This window comes from Variovorax sp. Soil_C_26, assembly GCF_057657075.1.
This window is the reverse complement of record NZ_JBDGJC010000003.1, coordinates 655,120-669,323: the sequence shown is the minus strand read 5'-3', so window position 1 is coordinate 669,323 and position 14,204 is coordinate 655,120. Positions and strand designations below refer to the sequence as shown.

The following is a 14,204-nucleotide window of genomic DNA, read 5'->3' as shown; positions in this document are numbered from 1 at the left end:
AGGCTCGAATTCTGCGTCCTTCTGGTGGCGTGGCTGCTTGCTGCGCCGGTGGTTTCCCACGCGAAGCCGGCTGACGTTCTCCTCATCTACTCCCAGAATCGGCTCCTGCCCGCCAACATTCAGGCCGACAGGGGCCTGACTGCGTCACCGAGCGGTCCACTCCAGGGGGTGGGGCTTCGGTTCTTCACGGAATTTCTGGACCATCCGGCCTTTTCGGGCGACGCTCATGAGCAGCGCACGGCCGCCTACCTGCGCAACAAGTACGCGGACCGGCCGCCGAAGGTAATTCTGGTCGGCGGCGACATTGCACTCGCTTTCGTGCTCCAGTTTCGAGAGGAGATGTTCCCCGACGTGCCCATCATGCACATGGGCGTCGACCAACGCTTTCTCGACGAGATTCCGAACCTGCCCCCGGACGTCGACGGTGTTCACGTGATGCACGACATCGCTGGCACGGTGGCGCTGGCGCTGGCGCTGCAGTTCCACCCCAAGGCGAAACGCCTGGTCGTTGTCACCAGCATGGCGGACAGGGGCAGAGAACATCGCGACGCCGTCGCGGATGCAGTGGCTTCGAGCAATGTGTCGATCGACGTGGCGTACTGGACCGGATTGCCCACCAGCGAACTGCTGGCGCGGCTGGCCGCGTTGCCGCCCGACAGCATTGTCTACACCCCCGGCTACTACCGCGATGGTGTGGGAGACGGGTTCACGCCGGTCGAGTCGGTCGAGCTCATGGCGTCGGTCAGTGCCGCGCCGATCTACTCGATCTTCTCCACGCACATCGGCGTGGGTGCGGTCGGTGGCCGAATGGTCACCTTCGACGAGATTGGCCGTGCTGCGCGGCGACTGCTCGACGATTTCGTGGCCGGAACAGAAACCGATCCGGAAGTCATGCGCCAGATGGTGACGCTTCGTCCGCAACTCGACTGGCGGCAATTGCGCAAGTGGAAAGTGGCGCCCGAACTGGTCCCGGAAGATGCGGTCATCCATTTTCGGGAACCGTCATTCATGGAACTCTACCGGGCGCACGCGGTGGCAGGAGGGCTGGTTTTCCTCGCGCAGGCGCTTCTGATCAGCGCGCTCCTGGTCGAGCGCCGGCGGCGCCAGCGCACCGCGCGCGCGCTGACCGAAAGCCAGCACCATCTCAGTGCTGCAACCAAGGCCGCGCGGCTGGGCACGTTCAACTGGGACCTCTGCGTTCCCAAAAGCGGTAACGGGACCGCGCCGCGCAAGCACGCCAGCTCGCCCGGGGGCTTGATCCAGCATGTGGAGGATTTCGTCGAGCGCGTGCACCCCAGCGATCGTGAACGGCTGGCCGCAGCCATCGAGCGCGTCGTCGACCGGCAGGAGGAACTGGACATCGAACTGCGGCTGGTCGAGCAGGAGGGCGCCGCCTCGTGGATCGAGGTGCGCGGCCAAGTCTCGGATGGTTGCCACATCACGGGCGTCACCATGGACATCACCGAGCGCAAGGAGGCCGAGGCCCAGTCCGCCCAGGATCGCGCGATGATGATGCACCTGTCGCGCATCTCCACGGTCGGGCAACTCTCGATCGGCATCGCGCATCAGCTGAACCAGCCGCTCGCCGCCATCCGCTTCAATACCGACACGGCGCGAAAGATCCTCAAGCGGCTTGACGTCGGAACCGGCGAGCTCAAGGAGATCCTCGAAGACATCAACGAAGAGAACAAGCGGGCGGCCGACATCATCCGGAATGTCTCCGCCCTCTATCGCCGTGCGCCGGTGGAGGCAGAGGGTTTCGAGATCAACGAACTGGTTCTCGAAACCGTGCAACTGCTGAGGGAAGAAGCCATCTGGCGCCACGTCACCGTTCGCGTCGAGCCCGCGCCCGGTCTGCCGCCGGTGAGAGGCAGCCGGGTGCAGATCCAGCAGGTGCTTCTCAATCTGATGCTGAACGGCATGCAGGCGATGTCGGAAACACCGAATGAGAGCCGGGTGCTGATCCTGCAGACCGCGCCGGACGACAGATGGGTGACCGTCACGATCGCCGACCATGGCAAAGGCATCGCACAGGAAGAGCTCGAGCACATCTTTGATCCATTCTGGACCACAAAGGAAAACGGCATCGGTGTCGGCCTGCCCATCAGCCGCGCGATCCTCGAGGCCCACCACGGCGCCATCGCTGCAGCCAGCCCCTCGGAAGGTGGCGCCGCATTCACGATTTCATTGCCCGTTTCCGGACCTGCTTAGCCACGCAAGCACACCACAGCTGCACACATCCGATCGGAGGACTCCATGGCAATCGTATTTGTTGTTGATGACGACGCGAGCATTCGCCGGGCCCTGGGCCGGATGCTTCAGGAAGAAGGATTCGAAGTGCGTACTTGCGAATCGGGCGAGGCATTTCTTGCCGAACTGCCCGACGCTGCGGCCAGTGCCTGCGTGATTCTGGATGTCTCGATGCCGGGGCTTAGCGGGCTCGATCTTCAGGAGCATCTGGCGAGCAAGGGCCTGACGCTGCCGATCGTATTTCTCACGGGGCATGGCGACATTCCGATGTCGGTGCGGGCCATGAAGAGAGGCGCGGCGGATTTCCTGACCAAGCCAGTGGCGACCGAGGTTCTGATTCAGGCGGTGCGCAGCGCGCTGCACCAGCAAGAGGGCAGTCGCCGTCGGGATGCAGAACTGATCGAGCTACAGAAGCGTTTCGAAATGCTGAGCACCCGTGAACGCGAGGTGCTCGAAGCGCTGTCCGACGGAAAGCTCAACAAGCAGATCGCGGAAGCACTCGAGATTGTCGAGCAGACCGTCAAGTACCACCGGGCCCGCATCATGGAGCGAATGGGCGCGCGCACCGCAGCGGAACTCATGCATATGGTCGCGCGACTGCGGATCAAACCAATGAAAAGCATTGCAACCGGTACCATCGCAGATGAGGGCGGCATGTCGTGAAAAAGTTCTAAGTAGTTATACGAAAGACTAGCTTCATTTACCGACGGTTACGGGCACAGTTGACCGGTGTTCGGAGCGCATTCGTTGCGCTCTGTTCCGGGTCTTTGCCGCACGCATTTATTCTAGAAATGCGCGCAGTTTCCGATCTTCGGGAAGCAACGTCGGTTTGGGAATTACGAGAAGGGCTGAAATGCAACATCGCCGCATTGCTGAAATTTGGACTGGCGTTGCAGGTGCTGCGCGACCTGCGCGCCCGATTCTGTCGAAATTCCGGCGCGGCTGTCGCCGCTGGTCTTTCGGCCTCGCGTGGCTTGCCTTGGGCGCTGTCGGCCATGCCACGGCCCAACCTGCGGAAGCGTCGAAGCCCGAGCACAAAGCGGCCGCCATCGAGGTCGTGCTTGTGCAGTCCAAGGTCGTCGAGGGTCTCGACGGCAAGGAGCAACTGGTTGCGGCCGACGCCGTGCGTCCCGGGGACGTTCTCGAATACCGCGCGTCCTATACCAACAAGTTGGGCAAGCCCGTCAAGGGGTTGGTCGCCAACCTGCCGATCCCCGAAGGGCTCGAATATCAAGCCACCAGCGCCAAGCCAGGCGGCGCGCTGGTGAAGGTGGCCACCAAGAACGGACAGTTCGCGCCCGAGCCGCTGCAGCGAACCGTGAATGGCAAGGTTCAACCAATTCCCTACAACGAATACCGGACCTTGCGCTGGTCACTGGGCCAACTGCCCGCCAGCGGATCGACGGAAGTGAGTGCCCGAGCGCGAGTGGAAACAGTTTCACCGCCCCCTCACTGACGAGCCCGAGGCGCATGCGTGGGATCAGCTGATCCCCTCGCAGCGCGACCGGATGGGCCTCAGCGCCCTTGAGAGCGCGTCCGCGCTCAGCTGACCAACCGCTTCCTTTTTCATTCCGGACGTTCCTGCCCGCGGGGACGCCGCGCCTTTGCCATCGCAACTCCAAGGAGAAATCCAGTGACCTCATTCTTGCCAGCTCGCCGCGGCGGCCTCGTGCCACGCGCGTCCTGGGCAGGTGCTGCAGCGCTGACCCTGAGCTTCCTGTTCGGAAGCTCGGCTGTACACGCTGCACCGCCGCCCGCCAACACCGTCATCGGCAACCAGGCCTCGGCCAGTTACCTCGATCCGAATGGCGCGAGCCAACTCGCCACGTCGAACCTCGTACAGACGACCGTGCAGCAGGTCGGCTCGTTCACGTTGGACGGCAAGAGCACCGACACCACCGACGTGGTCAACACCAAGACCGGCGCCGCCGGCGCCACGGTGTATGCGCCTCACGTGCTGACCAACACCGGCAACGGCGCGGACACGTTCACCATCCGCGTGAACGATGCGCCGGCCACCTTCTCGAAGGTCCAGATCTTCCCCGATGCGAACGCCGACGGCCTACCCGACGGCACGACTGCGCTGTGCACCGTCGCGACGCCGAACGGCAGCGCCGACTGTAGCTTCACGACACCGTCGGTCGCGGGTGGCAATGCGACGTTCCCGTTCGTGGTGGCCTATTCGATCCCAAGTACCGCGACCACCACCGGCGCGTGGGCTACGTCACAGACTGCGACCGTCAAGGCCGTTCCGACCACCACAACCCTGTATGAGGCGACCAATCAGTCGGCATCCGACGTTGACCAGGTGAACCTCACGACCAAGGCCGCGTTCAACGCCACCAAAAGCCTGAGCGTGCCTGCAGTCAGCTGGGTCGACGGCGGCCCCTGGCCAACGGCATCGACCAGCGGGCAGGCCTCGCTCGCGGGTTGCGTGGCCACGGTCGCTGGCGCAGATGCTCCGGCGGCAGGTTGTACGTACACCACGTACACGCTGCGCTTCAACAACACGGGTGGCGCGGCCGGCAAGTTCCTCATGACCGATACCCTGCCGAGCGGCTTTACCTACGTGCCGGGCTCCGCCGTCTGGAGCAGCGCCCCCGGTACCGCGCTCGGGGACGCCGCGGGCGACGCCGACGATCCGGCCGGTATTGAGTTCGAGGGGTCGGCCGATACGCTGACCATTTGGGTGGACTCCGTTCCGGTGAATGCCACCCAGACAGTGAGCTTCGTCGTGCGGGTGGACAGCGATGCGGCCATTGGCACTTCGACCACGACCAACACGGCGAAATACAGCCCGGTCGATGCAACGATGGGGGCTTTCGACCCTCCTCCTGAGGCCTCGGCCTCGACCAACCCTGCCGCATTCAATGTGCTGGGCACCTACGGCATCGTCCTCGGTTCGGCCAGCCCTACCGCGAGCACGACCACGTCGCTGGACACCGGCGCGGGCAATCCGAACACCTCGGTGAACGACACGACGACCATCGCCAGCGCCACCGCGGGCAGCACGATCAAGTTCACGCAGAAGGCTTTCAACGCCGGCAATGCCTCGGACATCGTGAACCTGGCGGCGGCTATCGGCAGCTTCCCTTCCGGCACGACATTCAAACTGTTTGCAGCTGACGGCGTGACGCCGCTGATCGACAACAACGCCGACGGCGTGGTCGACACCGGTCCGATCGCCGCGGGTGGAAGCACCACCTTCGTGCTAGCCGCCACGCTGCCGTCGCCGGCTACGCTGCCCACCGGGCCGTTCAGCGCGATCGTCACGGGTACATCCGTGGGCGACAGCAGCAAGAAGGAATCGACGCGCGACACGCTCACTGCGATGGTGGGCACGCTGATCGACCTGACCAACACCACGACCGGTAACGGCACGGCGGGCAACACCGGCAACGGCGACGTGGGCACCGGCCCCAGCCCGGATCCGACCACCACGCTGTCGACGCCCGCGGGCACCGGCGCGCTGTTCAACCTGTTCGTGCGCAACAACGACTCGGTCGCCAACACCTACAGCCTGGCAGCGAGCCAGACCAACAGCTTCCCGGGCAGCCTGCCCGCGGGCTGGACGGTCAAGTTCGTCGCGTCGGGTGGCACCTGCGCCTCGGCCGCCATCACCACGGTGAGTGCGGCAGCGGGTGCGCAGACGCCGTTCCATGCCTGCGTGACGCCGCCGGCATCGCAGGTTCCGGTCACCGCACAGCGCGTGTACTTCCAGCTGCGCTCCACGATCACGACCTCCAGCGGCGTGATCGCCACCGACACCAAGACCGATGCGGTCACCGTGACGGCGGCCAACACCTTCTCGGCCACGCTGACGCCGAACAACAACGGCCAGGTCGCGCCGGGCGGCTCGGTCGTCTATGCCCATACGCTGACCAACACGGGCGGCCAGAGCTGCGCGGGTCCGTACACCGTCTCGGCCTCGCTGGCGGATACCGCGGGCTGGACGATCTCGTTGTACAACGACGTGAACGGCGACGGCCAGCTCGACGCGGGCGATACGCTGATCACCGGGTCAATTCCTGGCCCGCTGGCCACGGGCAGCACCCACAAGCTGCTGCTCAAGGTCTTCGCACCGGGCGGTGCGACCCCTGGCGCCACGAATACGGCGACTGTGACGGTGACCTTCCCTTCGGGAACGGGGTCCTGCGGCACGCCGTCGGCCACGGACGTGACCACCGTCATCACGGGGCAGATCCGCCTGGTCAAGACGCAGGCGCTGGACATCAACTGCGATGGTACCGAAGCGCCCACGTCGTCGGCGCCGCTGACGGCCAAGCCCGGCCAATGCCTGGTGTACCGCGTGGTCGCGACCAATGAAGGTGCCTCGCCAGTAACGAACCTGTCGATCAACGATGCCGTGCCCGCCTACACCGGTCTCACGGGGGCGACCCAACCGGCGACGAAGTGCACCTCCACGGGTGTCACGGCCGCGTTCACCAACGCGAACTTCAACGTGACGCCCTCCACGGTGAGTTGTGGCACTGCAAGCAACACCGTCAACCCGAGCGGGACGGCCACCATGACCTTCTCGGTCAGGGTCAACAACTAGCGTTGCCTCGCGTGCGGTGCCGGCGGGCTTGTCCCGCCGGTGTCGTGCCGCTCCGGCAGCGCTCTGCTTTGTGAAGTCGAAAGCCCAAAGCAGAGCGGGTTCCCAATTTTTCCTTGTCTCCTTTTCGACGCCTTCCTTATCTCCGCCGACCAATAAGGGCCGGCCCCCTTCGCCCTATGTCTTTCATGCCAAAGTTCAGAGGCCACTGCGCACGCACACGGCGCGGCCTTGCCGCTCTTGTGGCGTGCGTGGCGTTGCCCTGGCTGCTGGGTGCGGCGGGTCCGGCGGCTGCCGCCTCGTTGCCCGCAGGCACTGTCATCCGCAACGTGGCAACAGGAACTTACGTTCCCGCCGGCCTCATGCAAGCCGAGATCGTGACTTCGAACGCGGTGATCGCCACGGTTCGACCGGTCGAGGCGCTCACCCTCACGCAAGACCAGGCGGTTTCCCGCCCGCCGGGCAGCACCGTCACGCTGAGCCACTTGCTGAAGAACACCGGCAACGTCGACTCGCGCTACACCGTGGCGCTGGTCAACAACGGCGCGGGTTGCGCCGCCGACACGGTGGACCTGGGGGCGCTGCGCGTCGTGCGCGACGTGAACGGCAATGGCGTGGCAGACGGTGGCGAGCCCGAGCTTTCGCTCAATACGGCCGACGTGCTTCGTCTGCAGCCCGACGAGACGGTCGCGCTGCTGGTGCAGGGCACCGTTCCCGGCGCGGCGAGTGGCTCCGCCTGCGTGGCGTTTTCGGCAACCACGGCGCTGCAAGGGGTGGCCGCGACCAACCGCGACACCATCGACATCGGCAACATGGCGGTGCTCACGCTCACGAAGTCGGCGAGCTACCCGGGTTCGAGTGCGCCCCAGGGAACGCGCGTCGACTTCTCGGTCCGCGGCAGCAACATCGGCGCGCAGGATGCACAGCCCGCCAACACGGTGGCGCCCGCGGGCATGGCGCTGTTGGTCAATGGCGCGCCGTCGGAACTGGTGCTGGTCCGCGACGTCGTGCCAACGGGCATGCAGTACATCCCCGGTACGCTGCAGTCCAGTGCTGCCAACGCCATCAAGCTGTACCGCCTGCCGGCCGATCCGCCGTTCAGCTACCGCACCGCGGAAGATGCGTCCGCCATCGAAGTGGCCATCGGCCTGCGCACGCCCGTGGCGCGCAATGCCTCCTTCTCGATGCAGTTCGCCGCGCGGGTCATGGCAAGCCAGACCGGTGACATCCGCAATACCGCGCAGACCTACTACCACGACGGCATTCGCCCGGCCGTGGTCGACTCCAACACGGTGGTTCTTTCCAACGGCGCCAGCATCGGCATCGCCAAGACCGCCTTTCCGGCGCAGACGCTCTATGGCGTGAACGGCAAGCCCAACGGTCGCGTCTCGGTGCGTTTTCGTCTGAGCGTGCGCAACTACGGCTCGACGTGGCTGCACGGCGTGCAGGTGACCGACCTGCTGGAGGGTACCGGCCTCAACAAGTTCGGGCGCTACTCGCCCAGTGCGCAGCCGGCCGCCAATGAGTACACGATCGTGCCAGGCTCGGCAAAGGTAGTGGCCTCGGCTGGCGAAGGGGTCATCGCGCAAGGCAACCCGTTGCTCAAGGGAACCGCCGATGCGCAGAACCTGCTTGCCGCCGGCGCCGCGCTGCCGCCGGGCGGCCGGTTGGTGCTTGAGTTCGATGCGATCGTCAACTTCACGGGCAACGGCGGGGTCCGCTACAACACGGCCAAGGCGTCCGCTGCACTGTTTGCAGGCGGTCCGCCCGCCGTCTTCGACGATTCGGTCGACGGGATCGACCCCGACCTCGATGGCGACGGCAATCCGGGCAACGACACGTCGCCGACGCCGGTGCGCTTCGCAATGCCCGTGCTCGAGCTGACCAAGCAGACCTCTGCGGTGCGCAAGTTGTCCAATGATGTCCACGAGTGGGACTACACGCTCAAGGTCACCAACACGGGCGCGGTGGACGCGCCGAATGTGCGTCTGGTCGACAACCTCGACTGCGCCTTCGAGATGGACAAGTCCGATGGCCAAGTTGCCTCATGGACATTGGTCGGGGCGCCCGAGGCGATCAACGGCAACCTGTCGGTGGCTCGAGGCTTCACGGGACGCGCCGCATGCGACCGTGAAGGATTCGAGAGCAACGATCCCTATCGTTTCCCGTCGCAGATCACGCTGAGTCTGACGGACGGCAGCCGCTCGCTCGCGCCGGGGCAGAGCGAGGAGGTCCGTTTTACCGTGCGCGTGACGCGGAAGCCGGGCCGGACGGGGCGCCGCGTCACGCTCGACAACAAGGCATGGGCCGCCGCGCTCGATCAAAACAACCCGGGCAACGCGTCGATCATCGCGGCTGCTGCAGCGACGTCGCACACGCTGCTGGTCGACCCGCAGGGCACGGTCTACAACGCGGTCACGCGCGAGCCGGTGTCCGGAGCCGTGGTCACCTTCAATCGCCAGACCTGCAGCGCCGGCCCCGTGGGCCCGATCACAGCGGCCGAGATCTTCGCATCCGAGTCGGGCCTGTACACCTTCAATGGCGACGGCAGCGTCTCCATGACCACCGGCGCCGACGGCAGCTATCAGTTCTACCTCATGGCCCCGCCCATCACGGGCCTGTGCACCTACGGCCTCGCCGTCACCCCGCCAGCTGGAAGCGGCTACGTCGTTCCCTCGCAACTGATCCCCGCCACCGGTGGCAGCGCCAGCTGCGGCCCCGTCGTGCCCAGCGCCACCCCGCCCGTTGGCGCAGACCCCACCACCCACTACTTCCAGCTGCGCGCCGGCCTCAACCCCGATGCCTCTTTCTGCGAGGCCGTGCACAACCACATCCCTCTCGACCCCGGCAACGTCCTCGGCCTCGTGCTGCGCAAGGACGGCAGCAAGCGCCAGGCCGAGTTCGGCGACTTCCTCGACTACGCGCTCACCGTCACCAACAAGACCGGCTTCCCCATCACCGGCCTCACCCTGAGCGACAGCCTGCCGCCGGGCTTCGCCTACCAGCGCGGCAGCGCCCGGCTCAACGGAGGCGCCATCCCCGACCCCGCCGGCGGCGCCGGCCCCGGCCTCGTCTTCCACTACCCCCAACTGTCCTTGCCCCCCGAGCAGAGCGCCATGGTGCGCTACCGCGTACGCATCGGCGTCGGCGCCCCTACCGAGGGCGATGCCATCAACCGCGCGCGCGCCAACTCCGGCCCCGTGCAATCGAACCTTGCCAGCTGGAGCGTTCGCGTCACCGGCGGCGTCTTCTCCGACGAGGCCTTCCTCTTCGGCAAGGTCTACATGGACTGCAAGCGCGACGGGCGCCAGAGCGGCAGCGACGAGATCGGCGTGCCCGGCGTGCGGCTGTACCTGGAGAACGGCACCCACGTCATCACCGACATCGAAGGCAAGTGGAGCCTGTACGGCCTCAAGCCCATCACCCACGTGCTGCGCCTGGACCAGACCACCTTGCCACGCGGGGCGCGGCTCGACGTGCTGGACAACCGCAACGCCGGCACCCCCGAGAGCCGCTTCGTCGACCTCAAGAAGGGCGAACTGCACAAGGCCAACTTCCCCATCGCCAACTGCGGCGACCAGGGCGTCATCGACGACGTCATTGCGCGGCGCGCGGCCATCACCGCCGTGCCCGACACCGAGGCCGAGGCGCAGGTGCGCCTGCGCCTGGACCCCGAGGGCAGGGTGGTGCCTGTCGGCGACGTGCGCGCGCTGCCCGCCTCGGGCCAGATGCTCTCGAGCGGCAGCACCGGCACCGTGCAGCCCACCAGCGCCCCCCTGATCACCTTGCCCAACGGTCCCGCCAACGGCAGCACCTTCGTCAACGCCACCGGCGGCAGCCTCGGCGGCACCCTCGGTGCCCAGGCCACGGGCGGCGCGCCGCTCGGCACCCAGGCCGTGCCCGCGCCCGCGCCCGCGCCCGCGGGTAGCCTCTTCGCGCCGAGCGCCACCGCACCTCGGGCTGTCAACGCACCGCTGGCTGCGCCACCAGCTATACCCGCCGTCGTCGAACTCGAGAAGCTCCTGCCCGAGTTCACAGACAACAGCCTCGGCTTCGTCGACCTCAAGAACGGCAGCATCGTCGCCAGCCGCACCCTCAACGTGCGCGTCAAGGGCGCCGACGGCACCTTCCGCCTGAGCGTCAACGGCGCCGCCATCGAGGATCGGCGCGTCGGCAAGAAGGCGCGGCTGCCGTCCAAGCAGCTTGCTGCCTGGGAGTACATCGGCATCGTGCTGCGCCCCGGCGCCAACACCCTGCGCCTGGAAGCCCTCGACGGCTTCGGCAACGTGCGCGGCGCGCCCGTGGAGATCGTCCTCACCGCACCCGACAACCTCGCCGCCATCGAGCTCGGCCTGCCCCAGAACGTGCGCGCCGACCTGCGCACCCCCGTCGTCGTCAAGGTGCGCCTGCTCGACGGCGCCGGCGTCCCCGTCACCTCGCGCACCCAGCTCACCCTCGAGGCCGACCGCGGCCGCTGGCGGGCCGAAGACCTGAACCCCCTCGAGCCCGGCACCCAGGTCTTCATGGAAGGCGGCGCCGCCGAGTTCGCCCTCATCCCCCCCGGCGAACCCGGCGATGCCCGCATCCGCGTCAGCGCCTCCAGCTTCGCGAGCGAAGCGCGCCTCGTCTTCCTGCCCGAGCTGCGCCCCATGATCGGTGTCGGCATCGTCGAAGGCGTCATCGACCTCACCAAGCGCGGCAACCTGCCCCTGGGCGCCATGCCCGCTGGCGCCGCCTTCGAGCGCGAACTCACCGGCCTGCAAAGCGAGGGCAACAACAACCGCCGCACCGCGGGCCGCGCCGCCTTCTTCTTCAAGGGCGCCATCAAGGGCGAGTACCTCCTCACCGCCGCCTACGACTCCGACAAGACGGAGAAGGACAGGCTCTTCCGCGACATCCGTCCCGACGAGTTCTATCCCATCTACGGCGACTCCGCCGTCAAGGGGTTCGACGCCCAGAGCAGCCAGAAGCTCTACGTGCGCATCGACAAGAACCGCTCCTACCTGCTGTACGGCGACTTCACCACCGCCAGCAGCACCGAGGTGCGCGAGCTCAGCCAGAGCAACCGCACCCTCACCGGGCTCAAGCACGTCTACGAGAGCGAGCGCGTGCGTGCCACCAGCTACGCCTCGCGCACCGCCCAGGTCCAGCAGATCGAGGAGTTCCGCGCCCTCGGCACCTCCGGGCCCTACTACCTGAGCGCCGCCGGGGGCGAGTTCGTCGAGAACAGCGAGCAGGTCGAGATCGTCGTGCGCGACCGCAACCAGCCCGACATCGTGCTGCAGCGCACCCCCGTCACGCGCTTCGTCGACTACACCGTCGAGCCCTTGACCCGGCGCATCCTTTTTACGCGCGCCATCGCCTCCATCGATCCGAACCTCAACCCGCAATCGATCCGCGTCACCTACGAGGTCGACAGCGGCGGGCCGGAGTTCACCGTCGCGGGCACCGACGTGCAGGTCAAGGTCAACGAGTCGCTGCAACTGGGCGCCGTCGCCAGCGTCGACCGCAACCCCGCCAACAAGCGCCAGCTGCAGGCGCTCACCGGCCTGGCGCGCGTGGGCGAGAACGCCAGCGTCGCGGGCGAGGTCGTGCAAACGCGCTCCGACGACAAGGGCCGCGGCCACGGCGCGCGCGTCGAGGCGCGCTACCAGGACGACAAGCTCGCCGTCGTCGGCCTCGCGGCCAAGACCAGCGAAGGCTTCGACAACCCCGGCTCCAGCTTCTCGGCCGGGCGCACCGCCGCCTCCACGCGCGCCGAGTACCGCATCGACCCGAGCCTGGCCGTGCGCGCCGAGGCGCTCTACAGCCGCGACCTCGCCCAGGAGGGCGACCGCAAGGGCGTGACCGTCAGCGCCCAGAAGAAGCTCACCGAGACCACCACCGTCGAGCTGGGCCTGCGCCACGGCCAGAGCAACGACGCCATCGGCACCAACTCCGGCTTCGACTACGGCCAGATCTCCACCTACAACGGGCAACTGGGCAGCAGCATCGGCGCCAACAGCGTCACCACCCTCGGGGCGGCCGCGGCCACCGACAGCGCCGATGCGCGCAGCCTCACCACCGTGCGCGCGCGCCTCTCAACCCAGCTTGCGGCCGTGCCCGGCGCGCAGGTGTTCGTCGAGGGCGAGCAGGACATCCACGACAGCGACCGGCGCGTGTTCGCCGTCGGCGGCAACTATGCGCTGTCGGACAAGACCCGCGTGTACGGGCGCTACGAGCTCATCTCCTCGCTGTACGGACCCTACGAGCTCGACGGCGGCCAGCGCAACAACGTCGGCATCGTCGGCATCGAGAGCAACTACATGGCGGGCGGTCGCGTGTACAACGAGTACCGCATCTCCGACGGCGCCGACGGGCGCGGCGTGCAGTCGGCCATTGGCGTGCGCAACACCGTGAGCCTCACGGAGCGGCTGCGCGTGACGGGCGGCATCGAGCATGCGCGCGACCTGAGCGGCTACAGCAACAGCGTGAACAGCGGCACCGGCTTTGCGGGCGGGCTGGGCGAGTCGACGGCCATCACGAGCGGCGTGGAGTACATGACCGACCGGCTCAAGACCAGCGGCGTGTTCGAGGCGAGGAACGGCGACGACGCGAACACGCGGCTCTTCAGCGCCGGCTTCGGCTACAAGCTCGATCCCTCATGGAGCCTTCTTGCGCGCAGCATCGTGAGCACCAGCCAGGGCAGGGGGGCCAACGCGGGCAACGAGCGCCACCTGCAGCGCCACCAGGTGGGCGTGGCCTACCGGCCGGTGGACGACGACAGGTGGAATGCGCTGGCGCGCTACGAGCGCAGGTCCGAGCGCGTGGTGGGCGAGGGCAACGCGGCCGGAGCGCTGGTGGGCGGGGCGGTGTTCGGTGCGGGCAACGGCAATGCGAGCCTGCCAGGCACGACGAGTGCAGACATCGTCTCGGCGCATGTGAACTACAACCCCGAGCGCGGGCGCTACCTGATGGGGCGCTATGCGGGCAAGGTCAGCCGCGCGAGGGACGACCTGCTCGCGAGCAGCTACTGGGCGCACCTGGTGCAGCTGCGCTACACGCAGGACCTGAACAAGGATTGGGACATCGGGGTGCAGGGCGGCCTGCTCTTCGGCAAGGGCGGCGGGCTGCAGAAGACCTTCGGGCTGGAGCTGGGCTACCAGATCTACAAGAACGCGTGGGTCTCGGTGGGCTACAACTTCATCGGGCTGCACGACCGCGACCTGACAGCCAACGAGTACACGAGCAAGGGTGCGTACATCAGGCTGCGGTTCAAGTTCGATGAGACGACACTGGGGTTTGCATCGGCGGGCGGTCCCGCGGCGGGAACCCCCGCGGCGCCTTAGGTCGACCGATATAACAAACAGCGCTCAAGAAGAAATGCAGCACAACTCGATCGCAATCGCAGGTTCAATTG

The 14,204-nt window shown here is 66.9% G+C and carries 5 protein-coding genes; all 5 read left to right on the top strand.

Features of this window, described 5'->3' with window-relative positions; translation table 11 throughout:
• Positions 1-24 precede the first annotated feature (24 nt).
• The 5 genes from AC3A6G_RS12555 to AC3A6G_RS12535 all read left to right on the top strand — a co-directional run bounded on the left by AC3A6G_RS12555 (position 25) and on the right by AC3A6G_RS12535 (position 14,133).
• Complete coding sequence (locus AC3A6G_RS12555; RefSeq protein ID WP_487873740.1) at positions 25-2,211, top strand: sensor histidine kinase; 2,187 nt, start codon at positions 25-27, stop codon at positions 2,209-2,211.
• 45 nt (positions 2,212-2,256) lie between these two features.
• Entirely contained in the window at positions 2,257-2,913 is a 657-nt protein-coding gene (locus AC3A6G_RS12550; protein WP_487863693.1) for a response regulator transcription factor, read from the top strand.
• 190 nt (positions 2,914-3,103) lie between these two features.
• Complete coding sequence (locus AC3A6G_RS12545) at positions 3,104-3,706, top strand: hypothetical protein (protein ID WP_487873739.1); 603 nt, start codon at positions 3,104-3,106, stop codon at positions 3,704-3,706.
• A 177-nt stretch (positions 3,707-3,883) separates the two neighbouring features.
• Positions 3,884-6,808, top strand: coding sequence for a hypothetical protein (locus tag AC3A6G_RS12540; RefSeq protein ID WP_487873738.1), 2,925 nt, complete (start codon positions 3,884-3,886; stop codon positions 6,806-6,808).
• A 359-nt stretch (positions 6,809-7,167) separates the two neighbouring features.
• Positions 7,168-14,133 carry a hypothetical protein gene (locus AC3A6G_RS12535; protein ID WP_487873737.1) on the top strand — a complete coding sequence of 2,322 codons (6,966 nt, stop codon included), beginning with the start codon at positions 7,168-7,170 and terminating at the stop codon, positions 14,131-14,133.
• The last annotated feature ends 71 nt before the right edge of the window (positions 14,134-14,204 follow it).

What these genes read in the sequence shown, in the direction of transcription:
- AC3A6G_RS12535 (WP_487873737.1), top strand. Translation starts at nt 7,168, where the DNA reads ATGCAAGCCGAGATCGTGACTTCGAACGCGGTGATCGCCACGGTTCGA.
- AC3A6G_RS12550 (WP_487863693.1), top strand. Translation starts at nt 2,257, where the DNA reads ATGGCAATCGTATTTGTTGTTGATGACGACGCGAGCATTCGCCGGGCC.
- AC3A6G_RS12545 (WP_487873739.1), top strand. Translation starts at nt 3,104, where the DNA reads ATGCAACATCGCCGCATTGCTGAAATTTGGACTGGCGTTGCAGGTGCT.